Annotated in this window: 22 protein-coding genes; 9 read left to right on the top strand and 13 right to left on the bottom strand. The window is 75.2% G+C overall.

The window, feature by feature from the left end:
• Positions 1 to 801 carry a siderophore-interacting protein gene (locus tag EV188_RS01610; protein WP_133824487.1) on the top strand — a complete coding sequence of 267 codons (801 nt, stop codon included), beginning with the start codon at positions 1 to 3 and terminating at the stop codon, positions 799 to 801.
• 45 nt (positions 802 to 846) lie between these two features.
• Here the strand turns inward: EV188_RS01610 and EV188_RS01615 are convergent, their stop codons facing one another.
• Positions 847 to 1,287, bottom strand: coding sequence for a MarR family winged helix-turn-helix transcriptional regulator (locus EV188_RS01615; RefSeq protein WP_208113936.1), 441 nt, complete (start codon positions 1,285 to 1,287; stop codon positions 847 to 849).
• 46 nt (positions 1,288 to 1,333) lie between these two features.
• Between EV188_RS01615 and EV188_RS01620 the strand changes: the two genes are divergently transcribed.
• Entirely contained in the window at positions 1,334 to 2,089 is a 756-nt protein-coding gene (locus tag EV188_RS01620) for an alpha/beta fold hydrolase (protein ID WP_208113937.1), read from the top strand.
• A 24-nt stretch (positions 2,090 to 2,113) separates the two neighbouring features.
• On the opposite strand, the gene EV188_RS01625 is transcribed toward EV188_RS01620, so the two are convergent.
• Genes EV188_RS01625 through EV188_RS01635 form a run of 3 tightly spaced genes read right to left on the bottom strand, consistent with a single transcriptional unit; the run spans position 2,114 to position 3,366 of the window.
• Entirely contained in the window at positions 2,114 to 2,500 is a 387-nt protein-coding gene (locus EV188_RS01625) for a hypothetical protein (protein WP_133824489.1), read from the bottom strand.
• A complete protein-coding gene (locus EV188_RS01630) occupies positions 2,490 to 2,864 on the bottom strand; it encodes a hypothetical protein (protein ID WP_133824490.1) in 375 nt (124 codons plus the stop codon). Before EV188_RS01630 ends, EV188_RS01625 begins: the two co-directional genes overlap by 11 nt.
• A 10-nt stretch (positions 2,865 to 2,874) precedes the next feature.
• Positions 2,875 to 3,366 carry an Lrp/AsnC family transcriptional regulator gene (locus EV188_RS01635; protein ID WP_208113938.1) on the bottom strand — a complete coding sequence of 164 codons (492 nt, stop codon included), beginning with the start codon at positions 3,364 to 3,366 and terminating at the stop codon, positions 2,875 to 2,877.
• A 114-nt stretch (positions 3,367 to 3,480) separates the two neighbouring features.
• On the opposite strand from EV188_RS01635, the gene ald reads away from it, so the two are divergent.
• Positions 3,481 to 4,578: an alanine dehydrogenase gene (gene ald / locus EV188_RS01640; protein WP_133824491.1), complete on the top strand. Its 1,098-nt coding sequence runs from the start codon at positions 3,481 to 3,483 to the stop codon at positions 4,576 to 4,578.
• On the opposite strand, the gene EV188_RS01645 is transcribed toward ald, so the two are convergent.
• Genes EV188_RS01645 through EV188_RS01670 form a run of 6 tightly spaced genes read right to left on the bottom strand, consistent with a single transcriptional unit; the run spans position 4,575 to position 10,530 of the window.
• Positions 4,575 to 4,817 (bottom strand): hypothetical protein, encoded by a 243-nt coding sequence (locus EV188_RS01645; RefSeq protein ID WP_133824492.1) that lies wholly within the window; start codon positions 4,815 to 4,817, stop codon positions 4,575 to 4,577. The two genes, ald and EV188_RS01645, sit on opposite strands and share 4 nt — an antisense overlap.
• On the bottom strand, positions 4,814 to 5,071 hold the full coding sequence (locus EV188_RS01650) for an acyl carrier protein (RefSeq protein WP_133824493.1): 258 nt from the start codon (positions 5,069 to 5,071) through the stop codon (positions 4,814 to 4,816). Before EV188_RS01650 ends, EV188_RS01645 begins: the two co-directional genes overlap by 4 nt.
• Positions 5,072 to 5,073: 2 nt before the next feature.
• A complete protein-coding gene (locus EV188_RS01655; RefSeq protein WP_133824494.1) occupies positions 5,074 to 6,648 on the bottom strand; it encodes an amino acid adenylation domain-containing protein in 1,575 nt (524 codons plus the stop codon).
• On the bottom strand, positions 6,645 to 7,661 hold the full coding sequence (locus EV188_RS01660) for an LLM class flavin-dependent oxidoreductase (RefSeq protein ID WP_208113939.1): 1,017 nt from the start codon (positions 7,659 to 7,661) through the stop codon (positions 6,645 to 6,647). The genes EV188_RS01655 and EV188_RS01660 overlap by 4 nt, the downstream gene beginning before the upstream one ends.
• Positions 7,658 to 8,767, bottom strand: a complete 1,110-nt coding sequence (locus EV188_RS01665; RefSeq protein ID WP_133824495.1) for an SH3 domain-containing protein — start codon at positions 8,765 to 8,767, stop codon at positions 7,658 to 7,660. The genes EV188_RS01660 and EV188_RS01665 overlap by 4 nt, the downstream gene beginning before the upstream one ends.
• Positions 8,764 to 10,530, bottom strand: coding sequence for a carbamoyltransferase family protein (locus EV188_RS01670; protein WP_133824496.1), 1,767 nt, complete (start codon positions 10,528 to 10,530; stop codon positions 8,764 to 8,766). The genes EV188_RS01665 and EV188_RS01670 overlap by 4 nt, the downstream gene beginning before the upstream one ends.
• A gap of 218 nt (positions 10,531 to 10,748) precedes the next feature.
• Here EV188_RS01670 and EV188_RS01675 point away from each other — a divergent pair, with 218 nt between their 5' ends.
• Positions 10,749 to 12,443 (top strand): ABC-ATPase domain-containing protein, encoded by a 1,695-nt coding sequence (locus EV188_RS01675; protein ID WP_133824497.1) that lies wholly within the window; start codon positions 10,749 to 10,751, stop codon positions 12,441 to 12,443.
• Positions 12,444 to 12,493: 50 nt separating this feature from the next.
• Here the strand turns inward: EV188_RS01675 and EV188_RS01680 are convergent, their stop codons facing one another.
• Positions 12,494 to 13,012 carry a L,D-transpeptidase gene (locus EV188_RS01680; RefSeq protein WP_243741405.1) on the bottom strand — a complete coding sequence of 173 codons (519 nt, stop codon included), beginning with the start codon at positions 13,010 to 13,012 and terminating at the stop codon, positions 12,494 to 12,496.
• A 225-nt stretch (positions 13,013 to 13,237) separates the two neighbouring features.
• Here EV188_RS01680 and ligD point away from each other — a divergent pair, with 225 nt between their 5' ends.
• Positions 13,238 to 14,227: a non-homologous end-joining DNA ligase gene (gene ligD / locus EV188_RS01685; protein ID WP_133824498.1), complete on the top strand. Its 990-nt coding sequence runs from the start codon at positions 13,238 to 13,240 to the stop codon at positions 14,225 to 14,227.
• Here the strand turns inward: ligD and EV188_RS32110 are convergent, their stop codons facing one another.
• Both EV188_RS32110 and EV188_RS32115 read right to left on the bottom strand, forming a co-directional pair.
• Positions 14,228 to 14,965, bottom strand: a complete 738-nt coding sequence (locus tag EV188_RS32110; RefSeq protein ID WP_208113940.1) for a putative protein N(5)-glutamine methyltransferase — start codon at positions 14,963 to 14,965, stop codon at positions 14,228 to 14,230.
• Positions 14,962 to 15,822, bottom strand: coding sequence for a beta-keto acid cleavage family enzyme (locus tag EV188_RS32115; RefSeq protein ID WP_208113941.1), 861 nt, complete (start codon positions 15,820 to 15,822; stop codon positions 14,962 to 14,964). The genes EV188_RS32110 and EV188_RS32115 overlap by 4 nt, the downstream gene beginning before the upstream one ends.
• 74 nt (positions 15,823 to 15,896) lie before the next feature.
• Between EV188_RS32115 and EV188_RS01695 the strand changes: the two genes are divergently transcribed.
• From EV188_RS01695 to EV188_RS01710, 4 genes are read left to right on the top strand one after another with little or no spacing between them, the layout of a single operon-like run.
• Positions 15,897 to 16,574, top strand: a complete 678-nt coding sequence (locus tag EV188_RS01695) for an RraA family protein (RefSeq protein ID WP_243741406.1) — start codon at positions 15,897 to 15,899, stop codon at positions 16,572 to 16,574.
• Positions 16,574 to 17,314, top strand: a complete 741-nt coding sequence (locus EV188_RS01700; protein ID WP_133824500.1) for an SDR family oxidoreductase — start codon at positions 16,574 to 16,576, stop codon at positions 17,312 to 17,314. The genes EV188_RS01695 and EV188_RS01700 overlap by 1 nt, the downstream gene beginning before the upstream one ends.
• 49 nt (positions 17,315 to 17,363) lie before the next feature.
• The gene (locus EV188_RS32360; protein WP_133824501.1) at positions 17,364 to 18,131 is read left to right on the top strand and encodes an SGNH/GDSL hydrolase family protein; all 768 of its coding nucleotides are present in this window, start codon (positions 17,364 to 17,366) and stop codon (positions 18,129 to 18,131) included.
• Positions 18,128 to 18,592, top strand: a complete 465-nt coding sequence (locus EV188_RS01710) for a GNAT family N-acetyltransferase (protein ID WP_243741407.1) — start codon at positions 18,128 to 18,130, stop codon at positions 18,590 to 18,592. The genes EV188_RS32360 and EV188_RS01710 overlap by 4 nt, the downstream gene beginning before the upstream one ends.
• Position 18,593 lies beyond the last annotated feature (1 nt).

Below are 18,593 nucleotides of genomic sequence, written 5' to 3' on the forward strand. Positions count from 1 at the left end.
ATGGTGGTCCGCGACGCCCCGATCGTCTCGCACGTCGAGCACACCCCCGAGGCGTCGCGCCCGCGCCGGGTGGAGGTCGTCGAGGCCCGGGACCTGACGCCGCGGATGCGCCGGGTCCGCCTCGCCGGCGACCTGCAGGACCTGCCCGTCGCCGGCCCCACCGACCACGCCAGGGTCTTCTTCCCGCCCGCGCCCGGCGAGGAGCCGCCGGAGCCCGAGCTGAACGCCCGCGGGCTCGTCGTGCCGCCGGCGGGGCTCCCGCGGCCCTACCGCGAGTACACGCTGCGCCGCCACGACCCGGCCGCCGGCGTCGTCGAGATCGACCTCGTGCGCCACGGCGGCGGGCTCGCCGGGACGTGGGCCGAGGACCCGCGCGGCGCGCTGTGGCTGCACGGCCCGCGCTCGAGCCTCGCCGTCGAGACCCGCGACTGGTACCTGCTCGGCGGCGACGAGACCGCGCTCCCGGCGCTCGCCCGGTGGATCGACCAGCTGCCGACGGTGCCCGTGCACGTCGTCGCCGAGGTCGCCGACGCCGCCGAGGAGGCCTACCTCGGCGACGTCCCGCCGCACGTCACGGTGCAGTGGTGCCACCGGGACGGCGCCGCGCCGGGCACGACGACCCTGCTCGACGATGCCGTCGCCGCGTTCACCCCGCCGGCAGGGGAGGGGTTCGCGTGGATGGGCGCCGAGGCCGGGGCGCTCCGCCCGGTGCGGCGGCGCCTGCGCGCGCTCCTGCCGACCGCCGCCGTCGACCTCGACGGCTACTGGCGCCGCGGCGTCGAGGGGACCGGACTGGGCTGATCGGCGTACGTGAGTGAAATTCCCGGCGATAGCCGGGAATTTCACTCACGTGGGGTGGTCGGTGAGGCGGGTCGACAGGGCGCGCAGGACGCGCAGGCAGGCGTCGAGGTCGTCGGGGTGCAGGTCGAGCGACTGCTCCAGCGCGGCGAGCTCCCGGCGCTCGCCGTCCCGGACGTCGGCCAGCACCTGCGCGCCGTCGGCCGTGAGCTCGACGAGCACCGACCGGCGGTGCGCCGGGTTCTCGCGCGTGCGCACCCACCCGCGCCCGGCGGCGTCGTCGACCGAGCGCTGCACGAACTGCCGGGAGAGCGCCAGGGTGCGCCCGAGTGCCGGCACGGTCGTCGCCCCACACCCGGCCAGCGCGTCGAGCACCGCGCGGACGCCGACCGGCATGCCGCCCTCCTGCTCCACCGTCCGCACGCCCCGGCGGTAGAGCGGTCCGAGGACGTCGAACACCGCGGCGAGGCGCAGACCGGGATCGCTCATGACACCCATGTTGTCATATCGGCGACGACATGACACCTTGGGTGTCATGCTCGCCCACGTCGACCAGGGCTCCGGCCCGCCCGTCCTCCTCCTGCACGGCGGCGCGCTGGACCACCGCCTCTGGGAGCCCCAGATCCCCGAGCTGTCGCGGACCCACCGGGTCGTCGCGCCCGACCTGCGCGGCCACGGCGCCTCCGAGACCCCGACCGCGCCGTTCCGCCACGTCGACGACGTCGCCGCGCTCGTCCGCGACCTCGACCTCGCGCCGGTCACCGTCGCCGGCATCTCCCTCGGTGCCACCGTCGCCGTGGACCTGGCGCTCGAGGCGCCCGAGCTGGTGGCGCAGCTCGTGGTCAGCGGCGCCGGCGCGGGCGGGGCGGAGTTCCGCGACCCGGCGACGCTCGACCTCCTCGCCCGCTGGGCGGCGGCGGAGCAGGCCCGCGACCGCGCGCGCTGGACCGAGACCTTCCTCGAGCTGGGCTTCGGGGTGGGCCGGTCGTTCGACGACGTCGCGCCGGACGTCCTCGCGCACGTCCGGCGCATGACCGACGACACGCTCGACCACCACGTCCCCGACGGCATGCCCGTCCTGCCCACGCCGGTCGCCGACGCCGCAGCCCGCGCGCGGGAGCTGACCCTCCCGGTGCTCGCGATCGTCGGCCTGCTCGACAGCCCCGACCACCAGCGCATGGCCCGCGAGGTCGCCGACCGCGTCGTCGAGGTCCCGGGCGCCGGGCACTACCCCAACCTCGAGCGCCCCGACGTCGTCACGGGCGCCCTGCTCGCCTCCCTCCGTGCGTGATCTTCTGAGCTATAGCTCAGAAGATCACGCACGTGAGACGCGGCGGATCCACAGCAGGCCCAGGACCGGGAGGACCACGGGGACGAAGCCGTAGCCGATGCCGAAGTCCGACCACACCGTCGGGTCCGGGAAGTCCTGCGGGCGCAGCAGCGACAGCGTCCCGATCGCCAGCACGCCGACCAGCTCGATCACCACCGCCACGAGCGCCACCCGCCGCGCCCCGCGGCCCAGCGCGACCGCGGCGACCAGGTACACCGCCGCCGCGAACGCCGAGAGCAGGTAGGCCTCCGGCGCGCGCTCGAACTGCACCGCGATCTGGTAGATCGCCCGGGCGCCCGCCGAGATCGCGAAGACCACGTACACGACCAGCAGGACGCGGCCGGGACCCGACGAGAGACGCTCAGCGGGCACCGGTCACCGCCCACACCTGGCCCGTGCGCAGCAACAGCACCGCGAGCGTGACGCCCGCGACCGCCAGCACGACCGAGCCGTACCGGGTCCGCTCGCCGTGGGCCAGCGCGGCCCCGATCGGCAGGACCGCCAGCATCGCGATCAGGTACCCGACGATCTCGACGACGGCGCCGGTGGTGCGCCCGCCCTCGACGACCAGCCCGACGACGATCACGAGCGCGACGACCAGCGCGATGCCCTCGAGCACCAGCAGCCCGATGCGGTGGCCGAAGGTCGGGGCCTGCCCGATCACCGCGGAGACCACGCACCACAGCGCCCACGCGAGGGCGAGCGCGAGGACCACGAAGGTCAGGCCGACGATCACGGTCGGCAGCCTACGAGCCGGGCACGGGGACGGGCCGGAGGTGGTCGAAGATCAGGCTGGTGACGGTGCCCGCCACGTCGCGGTGGGCGTTGAGCCGGGCGACGAGGTCGCGCAGCGCGCCGGTGCCCGCCGTCGCCACGTGCAGCAGGTAGTCGTCCTCGCCGGCGACGAAGTACACGTCGCGGACCTCCGGCAGGCGCCGCACCAGCCCCGTGAACTCGCCGAGCCGGTCGCGCGCGTCGCTCTGCAGCCGCACCGAGATCATCGCCTGCAGGGGCAGCCCGACCGCCGCGGGATCGACGTCGGCGTGGTACCCGCGGATGACCCCGCGCTCGCGCAGCGACCGCACGCGCGCGAGGCACGTCGACGGGGCGACGCCGACGGCCTCGGCGAGCGCGGCGTTGGTGATGCGGGCGTCGGCGACGAGGTGGGCCAGCAGGGCGCGGTCGACCTCGTCGAGCGCCCGCACATCGTTCGGCGACAGAACCGCCGGACGCGGCACGTCGTCCGATCCTTCACGCACAACGCGAATCTACAGAATCATCTGCAGCGATGTACCAATCATGGCGCAGGAACTTCACGCTGGAGGGGAGACGCCGACGGACGGAGATGGACGATGAAGGTCGCGGTGCCCGCCGAGGTCAAGGACAACGAGTTCCGGGTGGCCCTGACGCCCGGCGGCGTGCGCGAGCTCGTCGCCCACGGCCACGACGTGACCGTCGAGCAGGGCGCGGGCCTGGGCTCCGCGTTCGGCGACGACGAGTACAAGGAGGCCGGCGCCCGCATCCTCGCCGACGCCGACGCCGTGTGGGGCGACGCCGACATGGTCGTCAAGGTCAAGGAGCCGGTCGCCTCGGAGTACCACCGCCTCCGGGAGGACCTGACGCTCTTCACCTACCTCCACCTCGCCGCCTCCCGCGCGTGCACCGAGGCCCTCCTCGACGCCGGCACCACGGCGATCGCCTACGAGACCGTCACCCGGAACGGCGCGCTGCCCCTGCTCGCCCCGATGAGCGAGGTCGCGGGCCGCCTCGCCCCGCAGGTCGGCGCGTACCACCTCATGCGCTCGAACGCCGGCCGCGGCCTGCTGCTCGGCGGCGTCCCCGGTGCGCCCGCGGGCCACGTCGTCGTCATCGGCGGCGGCGTCTCCGGCGCGAGCGCGGTCCAGATGGCGGTCGGCATGCACGCCCGCGTCACCGTGCTGGACACCAACCTCGACACGTTGCGCGCCCTCGACGCCCGCTACGCCGGCCGCGTGCAGACGATGTACTCGAGCGTCGACAACCTCGAGCGCGCCGTGCTCGACGCCGACCTCGTCGTCGGCGCCGTCCTCATGCCGGGTGCCAAGGCCCCGACGCTGGTGCCCGACGCCCTCGTCGCCCGCATGAAGCCGGGCGCCGTGCTCGTCGACATCGCCATCGACCAGGGCGGCTGCTTCGCGTCCTCGCACCCGACGACGCACTCCGACCCGACGTTCCCGGTCCACGACACGCTCTTCTACTGCGTGGCGAACATGCCCGGCGCGGTGCCGAACACCTCCACCCACGCGCTGACCCACGCGACGCTGCCGTTCACGCTCGCGCTCGCCGACCGCGGCTGGCGCGACGCCGTGGCCGCCGACGCCGGGCTCGCCGATGGTCTCGCGACCCACGCGGGCGCGCTCTACAGCGCCGCCGTCGGCGAGGCGCACGGCCTCCCCGTCAGCGCTCTCTAGCCCGCCTCGCGCCGCGCGTAGGACACCGCGGCCATCGAGGCCCGGGCCGACGCGAGCACCGAGGCCCAGTCCGCGTCCCCCGCGCCCGCGCGCATTGCCAGCAGCGCGCGGGCGCAGAGCGCCGCCTCGTGCGCGGCCCACAGCAGCGGGTCGCGGTCGGACGGCGGTGCCGCGAGGTGCTCGACCACCGCGGCGAGGTGGCCGTCGACGTCGTCGAGACCGGTGGCGGGTGCGCTCACGCGGTGACCCCGACCTCGGTGAGGAACGCGGCCATCGCGTCGATGCTGCGGAAGCGGTCGATGTCGAAGTCGTCGAGCGGCAGCTGGCACCCGAAGGTGTCCTCCAGGCCGACGATCAGCGTCACCAGGGCGAGCGAGTCGAGCAGGCCCTCGGCGACCAGGTCGGTGTCGGCGCTGGGCACCTCGACCCCGAGCCGGTCGCGGACCAGGTCGGTCAGCCGCTCGGTCAGGGGCCCGGTGGTGGCGTCGGGCATGCTCAGCGTCCTCCTGTCGTGGCGTCCGCGGGGGCGAAACGCTCCCGCAGCGCCGGGCGGTCGATCTTGCCGTTCACGTTGTGGGGCAGGTCGTCGAGCTCCGCCCACCGCGCCGGCACCATGTACTTCGGTACCAGCTCGGTCAGCCGCCGTCGCACGTCCGTGGCGGGCAGCACGTGGCCCTCGGCCACCGAGTACGCGCAGCAGATCGTCGTGCCCTCGAACCCGCCGGTCTCGACGCCGACCACGGCGACCTCGCGGATGCCCGGCACCGTCGCGAGCGCGGCCTCGATCTCGCCCAGCTCGATGCGGTAGCCGCGGCTCTTGACCTGGGAGTCCGCGCGGCCCAGGAAGTGCACGACGCCGTCGCCGTCGGCGCGGGCGAGGTCACCGGTGCGGTAGAGCCGCTCGCCCGAGACCGGGTCGGGGACGAACGCGGCGACGGTCTTCTCCGGGTCGCGCCAGTAGCCCGGGGACAGGCCCGCCCCGCCGATCCACAGGTCGCCGATCTCGCCCGTGGGCACCGGGGTCATCGCGTCATCGAGGATGCGCAGCTCCTCGCCGTCGCACGCCACCCCGATCGGCACCGGCACGGTCTCGTCGGGCGGGACCTCGGGCACGTCGAACCACGACGACGCGATCGTCGCCTCGGTCGGCCCGTAGAGGTTGGTGAACCGGACGTGGGGCAGCCGGCGCATCCAGTGCGCGAGGATCGGCGTCGGCAGCACCTCTCCGCACCACAGCAGCCGCTCGAGCGCCGGGAAGTCGTCCTGGGCGACGACGTCGAACCGCGCCAGGTAGGTCAGCACGCTCGGCACCGAGAACCACTGGGTGAGCGCCCGGTCGCGGATGAACGCCGCCGTCGCCCGCGGGTCGACGCCCAGCGAGGCCGGCACGAGGTGCAGCTCGGCGCCCGCGGCGAGCGTCGCGTAGATGTCGAAGGTCGACAGGTCGAAGTGCAGCGGCGGGTGCCCGGAGACCCGGTCGCCCGCGCGGGTCCCGAAGTGGCGCAGACCCCAGTCGACGAACGCGAGGACCGTGTCGTGGGTGATCATCACGCCCTTCGGCACCCCGGTGGAGCCGGACGTGAACAGCAGGTGGGCGAGGTCGGTCGCCGCCACGCCCGGGTCCGCACTCGACGCCGTCAGGAGGTCGTCGCGGGTGAACGCGAGCCCCTCCTGGCTGTCGATCGCCCCGACCAGGGGCAGCGGACCGGGCAGCTCGGCGAGCACCTCGTCGAGCAGCGCGCGCGATGCGGTGTCGACGAGCACGATCTCGGGCTCCGCCGCGCCGACGATCCGCGCCACCCGCGACGCCGGCCCGGCCGGGTCGACGGGCACGTAGGCGCCGCCCGCGCGCAGCGTCCCGATCAGTGCCGCGATCGTCCACGGCGCCTTCTCGGCGAGCACGCACACGCGCGCACCCGGGGTGAGGCCGTGCTCGAGCAGCACGTGCGCGACCCGGTTGACCGCCCCGTCGAGCTCGGCGTAGGTCATCGTCACGTCGGTGCCGACGAGTGCGGTCCGGTCGGCGTGCTTCTCGGCGGACGTGGCGAGCAGGTCCTGGAGGTGGGTCATGCCCCCACCGCCGCGCCGGCCCGGGCGAACACCTCGCCGGCGTGGCCGAGGTCCTCGGCCGCGGGCGGGATGTCCAGCACGAACACGTCGGTCCCGCGCTCGACGTAGCGGGCGACCTCGGCCGCGACCCGGTCGTGCGAGCCGACCAGGTAGGGGCAGAACGACTGGTAGTTCTCGAACGGGCCGAGCCAGTACGGGTCCGGTTCGGCGTCGAGCTCGGCCGGCGGCGTCGGCGCCTTCGCGGCGGCGGCGAGCTGGTGGTGCCAGTGCGAGTCGGAGACCCGCATCGCCATCGCGTGGGCGACCTGGCCCGCGCGGTCGGCCGGGAAGCGCTCGTGGGCCACGCGCCACGCCTCGTCGGCGTCGTCGCGGGCGATGATCCCCATCCGCACCCCGCCGCCGGTGGGGGCGTCGGTGTCGGTGCCCGCCCCGAGCGGCTCGGGGTAGCGGATCGGCGTCGCCCCGATCTCCTCGGCCGCCGCGCGGCCGGCGGGGGAGGAGCCGGAGATCAGGACCTCGGGCATGAGCTCGGTCGGCAGGGGCGGGGCGAGGCGCAGGTTCTCCACCTGGTGCCAGCGCCCGTCGCGGGTGACGGTCTCGCCGCGCAGCAGGGCGGTGAGGATCTGGGTGTACTCGACGGTGCGCGCGTAGCGGTCGTCGTGCTCGGTGCGGTCGCCCAGCGCGACGAGGTCGTTCTTGAAGCCCCCGGCGAGCATGTTGAGGTGCACGGAGCGCCCGTGCAGGTACGCGAGCGAGGAGACCATCGACGCCGCGGTGTACGGGTGCATGTACACCGGCTGCACGGCCACCAGCGGGGCGAGGCGCGTCGTCGCGGCGATCGCCGTCTGCGACACGAGCCACGGGTCGGCGATGCCGTTGTCGGTGTAGACGAGCATCCCGGCGCAGCCGGCCTCCTCGCTCCAGCGCGCCGTCGCGGCGACCGCGTCGAGGTAGTCGGCGGCCGCCACGTCCTTGGACTGCGGGCAGGTCGAGTAGACCGTCAGACCGGTCATCCGGGCACCCCCTGGGGCCAGAGCACGTGGTGGCCCATCCACCACTCGCCGTCGAGTCGGGTGAGGAGCGTGTCGTCGGCGTCGAGGGCCGCGAGCACGCCGGGGTCCTGCGAGTCGACGAGCGCCCAAGCGGCCGGGCGCACGAGGCAGCGCCGTTCCCGGACGGCCTCGGCGAGCGAGGGCTCGAGCCGCCCGGACACGGCGGCCGCGCCGCGGGCGTCGGCGTCGGCGACGAGGTGGTCGAGCACGGGGCCCGGGTCGGGCGTGGTGCTCGCCAGCTGCTGGACCTGCACGATCCCGCCCTCGGGGGCGAACGCGACGTACCAGCCGACCACCTTGCCCCCGCGCCGGCGCACGAGCGTGCGGACGACCTCGCCGCGCACCGGCGCCACCGTGTCGAGCTCGGTGAACAGGGCGGTGAGGTAGCGCGCGTCGTAGTCCGGGTGCAGGCGCCAGTGCCGCGGGGCCTCGGCCATCTGCTCGACCAGGGCCTCGACGGTCAGCGGCTCCCCGATGAGCTCCGGGTCGGGCGCCGGCGCGGGCCGCGCGCCGATCCGCGGGACCCGGCGCACGAGCGCGTCGACGCCGCCCCCGGCCGTGCGCAGCGGGCCCGGGATCGCCCGGCCGCGGTTGCCGAGGTACGTGGCGACGGTCGACGTCGGGCGCAGCACGCGGTACCACGCGAACGACGGCGCCGTGCGCACGCGACCGCGCAGCTGGCGCCACATCCGCCGCATGAGGTCGGTGGCGCCGTCGGTGATCGTCAGGTCCTGCGGGCCGCGCAGGTAGGCCCGCGTGAGCAGGGCGCCGATCCCCGGGGTCGACGGGTCCGCCACGAGGTGCCCCGAGCAGGCGACCCGCAGCGCCCGCCCGTCGAGGCGCAGCCGGCGCGGGTAGGAGCCCAGGAAGCCGACGACCGTGCCGTCGGACCCCTCGGCGACCAGCGGCGGGATCTCCGGATCCGCCCAGACGGCGTCCAGCGTCGTCCGGGCCAGGTAGCCGGCCAGGGGCGCCGGCGGTGTGTCCCCGCCGGAGCGGGCGAGGCGCTCGTAGAGCGCGGCGACGGCGGGCAGGTCCTCCCGCAGCAGGGGGCGGATTCCGGTCATGCGTCCTTCGTCGTCGCCCGGGGCTCCACGACGTACCCCTCGATGTAGAGGCGGTCGAGAGCGATCCCGGCGAACGTGTCGAGCGCCGTGCCCGGCGCCATGATCAGTGGCTGGCCCTTGACGTTGAACGACGTGTTGACCACGACGCCCGAGCCCGTGCGTGCCTTGACCTCGCGCAGCAGGCGGGCGAAGCCGGGGGCGAGGTCGTCGCGCACCGTCTGGATGCGCGCGGAGTCGTCGGCGTGGACGATCCCGTCGACCACGGCGCGGGCCTCGGGGCGGACCTGCGCGGTGCACAGCATGTACCGGTCGGGCTCGAATCCGCGTGTGACGAACAGCCGGTCGACGTCCTCGTCCAGCACGGCGGGCGCGAACGGCCGGAACGCCTCGCGGAACTTCACCGCGCCGTTGATCCGCTCCTTGATCCGGTCGCCGTCGGGGCGGGCCAGGATCGAGCGGTGCCCCAGGGCGCGCGGCCCGAACTCCATGCGCCCGGAGAACCAGGCGACGATCCGGTCGGCGGCGATGTCCTCGGCGGCGCGGGCGTAGTACTCGTCGGTCTCGCCGAGCCAGGTCCACGTCAGCTCGGGGCGCGCCTCGAGGGCCTCGCGCACGTCGTCCGGGGTGTAGGACGGGCCGAGGTACGGGTCGAACGGCCCGGTGACGGGCGCGAGCCCGCCGCCCTCGGTGCGCGCCACGTGCCACGCGGCGCCCGGCGCGGTGCCGTCGTCGCCGGAGGCCGGCTGGACGAACATCGCGTCGACGCCGGGCAGGTCGGCGATCGACTGGTTGGCCTTGCAGTTGAGGAACGTGCCGCCCGCCAGCGCGAGGTGGCGCTCGCCGGTGCGCTCCAGCCAGTGGCCGACGAGCTCGACGAGCACGGTGGTCAGGCGCTCCTGCAGCGCGGCGGCGAAGTCCGCCTCGTCGCGGTGGATGTCGCCGTCGGGGGTCTGCGGGGTGAACGCCGCCTCGGCGAGGAAGGCGCGGGCGTGCGGGTAGCCCGCGGCGGGCTCGGTGAGGCTGCCCGCGGGCCAGTCGACGACCACGGTGCCGCGCTCGAGGTCGGCGCGGGCGAGCTTCTCGAACACCGGCCGGAACCGCTCGGGGTCGCCGTAGGGCGCGAGGCCCATGACCTTGTACTCGTCGTTGTTGAACTGGAACCCGAGGAACCGGGTCGCGATCGAGTACAGGATGCCGAGCGACGCGGCGATGGGGACGGTGTGCAGCAGCTCGAGCTCGTCACCCTCGGCGCGGAAGATCGAGAGCGACTCCGCCTCGCCCATGCCGTCGCTGACGACGACGAGCGCGCGGTCGAACCCGCTCGGGGCGAGCGCGGACTCGGCGTGCGCGACGTGGTGGCGCACCGGGCGGAAGCGTTCGGTGACCCGCGACCAGCCGAGCTCGGTGAGCCCGTCGGTGACGGTGGTGCTCGCGTAGACCTCGTCGAACGGGGCGCCCGCGATCTGGAAGGCGCGGCGGTGGCGCTCGTAGTCGAAGCCGTGGGCGATGAGGTCGACGTCGTCGGGCGTGACCCCGGCGTCGGCCAGGCAGGACGCGATGGCCTGCACCGGCAGCGACCCGGTGCCCTTCTCGCCGGTGAACCTCTCCTCCGAGGCGGCCGCGACGAGGCGGCCGTCGACGATCAGGGCGGCCGCGCTGTCGAGGCCCTGACAGATGCGCTCGTCGAGCGGTGCGATGTCGGGGTTCGTGGCTCGCAGGTGCTCCTGCGAGTGCGGCAGACCGGACAGGCCGAGAACGATCACGGCGCTCCTCTGGGGATAGGACACGACGTTGTGAGCGGTTCCACTATTGCGTGAGCGCTGCTTCCTCTGTCGTGGGGGGTCACCCCGTGAAAGGGTCGACCGTTGCGGTCCGGGACAAGTCGGACAACTCTCCGCGTCCTGTGTGACGGAAGACGCGTGGGGGCGCCGCGAAGTTCCCCCGGGCGTGAGCGCCGCCTCCGCCGGGCACCATCCCGACCATGGCTGCGCGCTCGGATCTGGCCGGCTCCCTCCGCTCGCTCGACGGTGCGAGCTACGGGCGCTACAAGTCGTTGTCGGGGTCGTGGTCCGTGGGGGGGAGACGTAGCGGAGCGGAGCTCGACCCATCGACTGCGGTCCAGCTCGAGGTGCTGCGCGTGCAGGCCGACCCGTTCGCGCCGCCGAGCCGGGTGCGGCTGACGCTGTCCGACGCCGGCATCCCCGCCGACCTCGTCGCGGACCCCGATCGGCGCCGCGCGCTGGCCGGGTTCCTGCTGCGCGGGCTGCGCCGGGCGCTGCGGGGCACGCCGGTGCACGTCGACGCGGGCGGTCCCGAGGTGCTCGACCGCACCGCGGGCACCGTCGACTCCGACGGCGTCGTCTCCGTGGAGGTCGGCGTCCCCTTCCCGGGACCCAAGCGCCGCATCCTCGGGCGCGAGGCGGCGACGCTGCTGGCGGAGACGTTGCCGGCGGCGGCGCGGGAGGCCCTGTGCTGGTCGTCGGTGGACCAGGCGGCCGCGCGGGCCTTCGTCGAGACCGTCGAGGACGCCGTCGCGCTGCGCGCCGCCCTGGCCGAGCGCGGGCTGGTCGCGTTCGTCGCCGACGGAGCCGTGCTGCCGCGCCGCAGCGGGGTGGACGACCGGCCCCTCGACGGCGCCACGCCGTTCTCCGGTCCGTCGTCGCTCCAGGTGACGCTGCCGACGCCGCACGCCGGCGAGGTGACCGGCCTCGGGGTGCCCGAGGGGGTCACGCTGATCGTCGGCGGCGGGTACCACGGCAAGTCGACGCTGCTGCGCGCGATCGAGGCCGGCGTCTACGACCACGTGCCCGGCGACGGGCGCGAGCAGGTGGTCACCCGGCCCGACGCGGTGAAGCTGCGCGCCGAGGACGGGCGCGCGGTGATCCACGACGACGTGTCGGCGTTCGTCGCGCACCTGCCGTCCGGCGAGCCGACCGACGACTTCTCGACCACGAACGCCTCGGGGTCGACGAGCCAGGCGGCCTCGACCGTCGAGGCGGTGGAGGCGGGCGCGGACGTGCTGCTCATCGACGAGGACACCTCGGCGACCAACATGATGATCCGCGACGCGCGGATGCAGCAGCTGATCGCGACCGAGCCGCTGGTGCCCTTCGTGGAGCGCGTGCGTCCGCTGCACGCCGAGCACGGGGTGTCGACGGTGCTGGTCATGGGCGGGTCGGGCGACTACCTCGGCGTCGCCGACACCGTGATCATGATGGATGCGTACCGGGCGTCGGACGTCACGGCGCGCGCCCACGAGATCGCGGCGGCCGGGCCGTCGCGCACCGTGGAGCACACGGGCTTCCCGGCCGTGACGCCGCGCGTCGTCGATCCGGCCTCGCTCGACCCGACGGCCAAGGGCAAGCGCCGCGTGACCGCCCGGGGTGCGGACAAGCTCTCGTTCGGCGAGGACGACATCGACCTCTCCGCCGTGGAGCAGATCACCGACCGCTCGCAGGTCGCGGGCATCGGGCGGGCGCTGGCGCTGCTCGGGGACCACGTCCTCGACGGCACGATCACCCTCGCGGAGGGCCTGGACCTGCTCGACGCCGAGCTCGACCGGCGGGGTCTCGAGGCGCTGCTCGACGGCCGCTCCGAGGATCTCGCCCGCCCGCGCCGTCACGAGATCGCCGCCGCCCTCAACCGCCTGCGGTCGATGCGGCTCCGCCGCACGTGAGTGATATGGGTCGTCAGGACGACCCATATCACTCACATGGCCGAAGGCCATTACTGGACGATCTGCACCCGGTCGTAGACGTTCAGGCCGTTGAAGAACGCCTGGGCGTCGGGGTCGGCCATGCGCACGCAGCCGGCCGACTGGCGGGCGGGGTCGCCGCCGTGGAACGCGCGGCCGTTGTCGTCGAAGAACACCGACCACGGCATGCGCGCGTTGTTGTACTCCTTGGAGAGGTGGACCTCCTCCTTGCGCTGCACGGAGAAGAAGCCCAGCGGCGTCTCGTGACCCGGCGAGCCGTGGTTCATCCGGACCGGGCCGCGGATGATGTTGCCCTGGCCGTCGGACAGCCACGCCTCGTTCGTCGAGAGGCGGGCGCAGGCCTTGACGTTGTCCTCACAGGGCATCGCGGCCTTCGGCACGGCCATCGCGACCGCGCCGATGCTGCCGAGTCCGGCCAGCGCGACGAGCCCGAGGACGAGCGCGGCCAGACGGCCGCCCATCCGGCGACGTGCGCCTCGGGCGCTCTCCCGCGCCCCGGCCCCGATCTCCATCCACGTGTGCCGACCCACCGTGCTCCTCTCGACGGTTCGCCGCCGTACCCACGGCGCCTCCCTCTCAACGGCAGTTCCCGCGCCACGGACGAGTGGTCTCTCCGGGTGGTCCCTGGGGGTGACGCTCCGGATGCGCTCCGTGGCGACGCGGCCTGCCGGGCGGGGACTCTCTCATCCCGATCAGCAGGCGCCGGGACCCCCTGCCTCCTTGCCCGACGTGCCCGTGAGCAGGAAAGTGACGCCGTGGCGGGAAAGGGATCTGGCGGGCGGGACACGGGTGGGGACAAGGGTGAGGAACGGGCCGGCGTCGCGCTGACCAACCTCGACCAGGAGCTGTTCTCCGGCGCGGGGGTGACCAAGCGCGAGCTCGTCGACTACCTCGAGCGGATGGCCCCGCGGATGCTCCCGGCGCTCGCCGGGCGACCGTTGTCGGTCGTCCGGGCGCTGCGCGGGCAGAAGCCGTTCATGCAGAAGAACGTCCCCAAGTACGCGCCGGACTTCGTGCGCACGGTGTCGTTCTGGGCCGAGACGTCGCACCGCGAGGTCGCCTACGCGCTGTGCGACGACCTGCCCACGCTGCTGTGGTTCGGCAACCAGCGGGCCATCGAGTACCACCCGACCCTCGTGCGGGCGGACGCGATGGACGTCCCCGAGCACCTCGTGCTCGACCTCGACCCGCCGGAGGACGCCGGGTTCGACGCGGTCGTGGCCGCCGCGCACCTCGTGCGCCGCGCGCTCGACGACGCGGGCCTGCAGGGCGTGGTGAAGACCACCGGCGCCAAGGGCGTGCACATCCTCGTCCCGCTCGCGCCGGGCCCGACCCACGAGGACGTCGCGGGCGCCACCCGCGCGCTCGCCGTCCGCACCGAGCGCCTCGACCCGGACGTCGCGACCACCGCGTTCATCCGCGCCGACCGCGGCGGCAAGGTGTTCGTCGACCCCACCCGCGCCGGCGGCTCCACGATCGCCTCGGTCTACAGCCCGCGCGTGCGCCCCGGGCTGCCCGTGTCGTTCCCGGTCTCGTGGGACGAGCTCGACACCGTGGTGCCCGCCGAGATCACCGTCGCGACGGCCCCCGACCGCCCGGACCCGTGGAGCGCCGCCGACGCCCGCCCGGCGCCCCAGACGCTGCCCGCCGAGCTCCTCGAGGAGGGCCGCACGATCCCCGTCGCCCGCGTCCAGGCCATGCACGAGGGCAAGCGCCGCAAGCGGGCCGCCGAGCGCGGGGAGTGATCACAGCGCGCCGGTGACGACGGTCGCGTCGTGCTCGTCGTCGTGGGCCACCGACGCCGTGAACCCCGCCGCCGCGAGCGCCGCGCGCGCCGCCTCGCCCTGGTGCTCGGCGCACTCGACGAGCAGGTGACCGCCCGGCCGCAGCCACGCCGGGGCCTGGGCCGCCAGCCGCCGCACGACGTCCACCCCGTCCCCGCCGCCGTCGAGCGCCGCGCGCGGCTCGTGCTCGCGGGCCTCGGGCGGCATGGCGGCGACGGCCTCGCTCGGCACGTACGGCGTGCTCGCGACGACGACGTCGACGCGCCCGGCGAGCGATGGGGGCAGGGCGGCGAGCAGGTCGCCGGCGTGCACGCCCGCGGCCCCGGGGAGGTTGCCGCGCGCGCACGCCACGGCTGCGGGGTCGACGTCGGCGGCGTGCAGCACGAGCCCCGGGGACGACGCCAGCAGCGCCGCCCCGATCGCCCCGGTCCCGCAGCACACGTCGACGACGGTCTCGCCGCCGTCCAGGACGCGGAGCGCCGCCGCCACCAGGAGCTCGCTGCGCCGCCGCGGCACGAACACCCCGGGCGCGACCGCCACCCGCAGCCCCGCGAACTCTGCCCACCCGAGCACCTGCTCCAGCGGCTCGCCGGCCACCCGCCGGGCGACCGCGGACTCCGGCGCGCCGGCCAGCAGCGCCGCCTCCTCCTCCGCGAACACGCACCCCGCCGCGCGCAGGCGGGCCACCAGGGAGCTCACAGCCCGAGGATCCCCCGCGTCTCGGCGATCGTCGCCGGTCGGCGCCCCAGGTCCGCGAGCAGCGCCACGATCTCGTCGACCAGCTCCGTGTTGGTGGGAGTGCGGTCGCCGGCGTAGTCCTCCAGCCCGACCCGCACGTGCCCGCCCCGGCGCACGGCGGTCTCCGCGAGCCCGGTCGCGACGACGTCGCCACCCAGCACCGCCACCGACCACGGCAGCCCCGACGGCTCCAGCATCTCGAGGTAGGCCTCGAGGGCGGTCGTCGTCGGCGGCAGCCCGAACTCCAGCGCGCCGCCGAAGTAGAGCTTGACGATCGCGCCGCGCGGCACGCGCCCGTGGCGGTGCAGGGTCAGCGCCACCCGCAGGAAGCTCGGATCGAAGATCGAGATCGACGGGCCGGTGCCGTGCGCCGCGCAGCGGGCGAACATGTGCTCGGTGTCGGCCAGGCTGTTCTGGTACGGGCCCGGGGCGGCGGCCTCGGCGATCGCGCCGTCGCTGGTCAGACCCAGGTTCACCGACCCCGGGTCGACGAGGCTCAGGCCCCCGAGGCCGCGGCGGGCCAGTTCCTCGTGGTGCGCCCAGCGCGTCTCGATCGGGATGCCGCGGGCCCCGGCGGCCATGGTCGCGTAGAGCAGCAGGTCCGGGTACCGCGCGAGCACCGGCGACCAGGCCTCGACGTAGGGCTCCACCGGGTGCACGCCGTCGGGGACGAACATCGCCTCGTGGTGGTCGTGCGCGATGCTCGCCCCGCGGGCCACACAGGCGAGCATCTCGTCGGCCACCTCGGCCGGGGTGAGCGGCACGTGCGGGTTCACCGACCGCGGGGTGGCCCCGTTGACGGCGACCTCGAGGATCACGGGAGACGTCCCTGGAGATGTCACGGGACGGAGGATCGTCGCCACACGGCGCCGCGTCGAGGATCATCCGTGCCGTGGATCCCCTGACCCCCGAGGAGCTCGGCCGCGTGCGCGCCCTCGCGACCTCCTCGCTGTGCGACGCCGACAAGACCTTCCTCCTGCCCGACCCCGCGATCCGGGCGATGGTGCCCGACGTGCGCATGGCCGGCCCCGCGGTCACCGTCGTCGCCCCCGACGACCACCTCCCGGTGCTGCTCGCCGCGGGGCAGGCCGCGCCGGGCTCGGTGCTGGTCGTCACGACGCTGCGGGGCGCTCGAGCGGTCGCCGGCGAGCTGGTCACCGCCGAGGCCCGCCGCCGGGGGCTGGCCGGGGTCGTCATCGACGGGTACTGCCGCGACGTCGCCGGCCTGCGCCGGCTCGGGCTGCCGGTGTTCGCGCGGGGCTCGACGCCCGCCTCGGGCAGCGCGCGCGACCCGCGCGGGCTCGACGAGGGGCCCGTCGCGCTGGGCGGGGTGCCGGTGCGGCCGGGCGACCTGGTGCTGGGCGACGACGACGGGCTCGCCGTCGCCACGTCCGACCAGGTGCGCGCGGCGCTGCCCGGCGCCGAGGAGGTCGAGCGCGCCGAGGCAGCCGTCCTCGCCGGCATGGGCGAGGGCCCCGACGGACGGGGCCTCGCGGACCACACCAACCTCGCCGAGCACCGCGCCGCGCGCGCCGCGGGCCGGGACTCGTCGCTGCGGTTCCTCGTCTGATGGCCGTCCTCCTCGTCACCGGCGGGAGCCGGGGCATCGGCGCGGCGCTGGTCGCCCGGGCCGCGGCCGCCGGCTGGGACGTCTGCCTGACCTACCGCAGCGACGCCGACGCCGCGGAGAAGGTGGTCGCGGCGGCCCGCGAGCAGGGCGTCGAGGCCCGCGCCGTGCGCGCCGACGTGGCGGTCGAGGCCGACGTCGAGGCCGCGTTCGCGGCGGCGGACGCGATGGGCCCGCTCGGCGGGGTCGTCGTCAACGCCGGGGTCGTGGCGCCGAAGTCCCGCGTCGACGCCATGTCGGCCGCGCGCGTCGGCGAGATGCTCGCGATCAACGTCGTCGGCGCCGTCGTCACCTGCCGCGAGGCCGTCCGGCGGCTCTCGACCGCGCACGGCGGGCCGGGCGGGTCGATCGTCATCGTGTCGTCGGCGGCGTCGCGGCTCGGGTCGCCGGGGGAGTACGTCGACTACGCGGCGTCCAAGGCGGCGACCGACACCCTCGGGCTCGGGCTGGCCAAGGAGGTCGCCGACGAGGGCGTGCGCGTCAACGTCGTGCGGCCCGGGATCATCGACACGGAGATCCACGCGACCGGCGGACAGCCCGACCGGGTGGCGCGCATCGGTCCGATGGTGCCGGTGGGCCGCGCCGGCACGGCCGACGAGGTCGCCGCCGCGATCGCCTGGCTGCTCTCCGACGAGGCGTCCTACTGCACGGGCAGCGTGCTGGACGTCGCGGGCGGCCGGTAACCGGGAGCCCCCTCCCGGCTCGCCCGGCGCGCGGGGCAGAATCGCCGCCGTGAGCGGCACGTGGCGCAGCTACGTCGCCCTCGGCGACAGCTTCACCGAGGGCGTCGGCGACCCGGATCCGGTGACGGGGATCGAGCGCGGCTGGGCCGACCGGTTCGCCGCGTCGATGGCCCGCCGCGACCCCGGGTTCCGGTACGCGAACCTCGCGGTCCGCGGGCTGCTGCTCGACGCGATCATCCGCACCCAGGTGCCCGAGGCCGTCCGCATGGGCCCGGACCTCGTGAGCCTGTGCGCGGCGGGCAACGACCTGCTGCGCCCCGGCGCCGACCCCGCCGTGCTCGCCGACCGTCTCGAGGGCGCGGTGGCGACGCTGCGGGCGACCGGCGCGGACGTCCTGGTGTTCACGGGGTTCGACACCCGCGAGAGCCCGCTGCTCAACCTCATCGGCAAGCGCCTGGCCGCGATGAACGACCACATCCGCGAGATCGCCCACCGCCGGGGCGCCCACCTCGTCGACCTGTGGGTGATGCCGCCGCTGTCGGACATGCGCGCCCGCACCGACGACCGCCTGCACCTCAACGCCGGCGGGCACGCCCGGGTCGCCGCGCGGGTCAGCGAGGTCCTCGGCCTGCCGCCCGAGGTCGACTGGCACGCGCCATGGCCCGCGGAGGCGCCGACGACGTGGAGCCACCGCCGCGTCGAGGACGTGCGCTGGGCCCGCGAGCACCTCTGGCCGTGGGTGCAGCGCCGCGCGCAGGGCCGCAGCACCGGCGACGACCGCGGCGCGAAGCGGCCCGCGCTCGCCCCCGTCCCGTGAGCGGTGTCGCGATCGTCGTCGACGACCTCGCCGGTCCCGAGGTCGCGACACTGCTCGCCGAGCACCTCGACGACATGCGCGCGGCCTCGCCGCCGGAGAGCAAGCACGCGCTGGACCTCGACGCCCTGCGCGCCCCGGACGTCACGTTCTGGACGGTGTGGGACGACCACGTCCTGCTGGGGTTCGGTGCCCTGCGCGAGCTCGACGCGGCGCACGGCGAGATCAAGTCGATGCGCACCGCGTCGGCGTACCAGGGCCTCGGGGTGGGCTCGGCGCTCGTCCGGCACCTCGTCGCCGAGGCCCGGCGGCGCGGCTACCGGCGCCTGAGCCTGGAGACGGGGTCGTCGGCGCATTTCGCGCCGGCCCAGCGGCTCTACGCGCGCCATGGGTTCGTGCCCTGCGCCCCGTTCGGCGACTACCCGGAGGACCCGAACAGCGTGCACCTGACCCTCGCGCTGTGAG

The organism is Actinomycetospora succinea, assembly GCF_004363095.1.
Lineage (GTDB): Bacteria > Actinomycetota > Actinomycetes > Mycobacteriales > Pseudonocardiaceae > Actinomycetospora > Actinomycetospora succinea.

What these genes read in the sequence shown, in the direction of transcription:
- EV188_RS01700 (WP_133824500.1), top strand. Translation starts at nt 16,574, where the DNA reads ATGGCCGTCCTCCTCGTCACCGGCGGGAGCCGGGGCATCGGCGCGGCG.
- EV188_RS01675 (WP_133824497.1), top strand. Translation starts at nt 10,749, where the DNA reads ATGGCTGCGCGCTCGGATCTGGCCGGCTCCCTCCGCTCGCTCGACGGT.
- EV188_RS01660 (WP_208113939.1), bottom strand. Translation starts at nt 7,661, where the DNA reads ATGACCGGTCTGACGGTCTACTCGACCTGCCCGCAGTCCAAGGACGTG.
- EV188_RS01655 (WP_133824494.1), bottom strand. Translation starts at nt 6,648, where the DNA reads ATGACCCACCTCCAGGACCTGCTCGCCACGTCCGCCGAGAAGCACGCC.
- EV188_RS01665 (WP_133824495.1), bottom strand. Translation starts at nt 8,767, where the DNA reads ATGACCGGAATCCGCCCCCTGCTGCGGGAGGACCTGCCCGCCGTCGCC.
- EV188_RS01650 (WP_133824493.1), bottom strand. Translation starts at nt 5,071, where the DNA reads ATGCCCGACGCCACCACCGGGCCCCTGACCGAGCGGCTGACCGACCTG.
- ald (WP_133824491.1), top strand. Translation starts at nt 3,481, where the DNA reads ATGAAGGTCGCGGTGCCCGCCGAGGTCAAGGACAACGAGTTCCGGGTG.
- EV188_RS01620 (WP_208113937.1), top strand. Translation starts at nt 1,334, where the DNA reads ATGCTCGCCCACGTCGACCAGGGCTCCGGCCCGCCCGTCCTCCTCCTG.
- EV188_RS01610 (WP_133824487.1), top strand. Translation starts at nt 1, where the DNA reads ATGGTGGTCCGCGACGCCCCGATCGTCTCGCACGTCGAGCACACCCCC.
- EV188_RS01615 (WP_208113936.1), bottom strand. Translation starts at nt 1,287, where the DNA reads ATGAGCGATCCCGGTCTGCGCCTCGCCGCGGTGTTCGACGTCCTCGGA.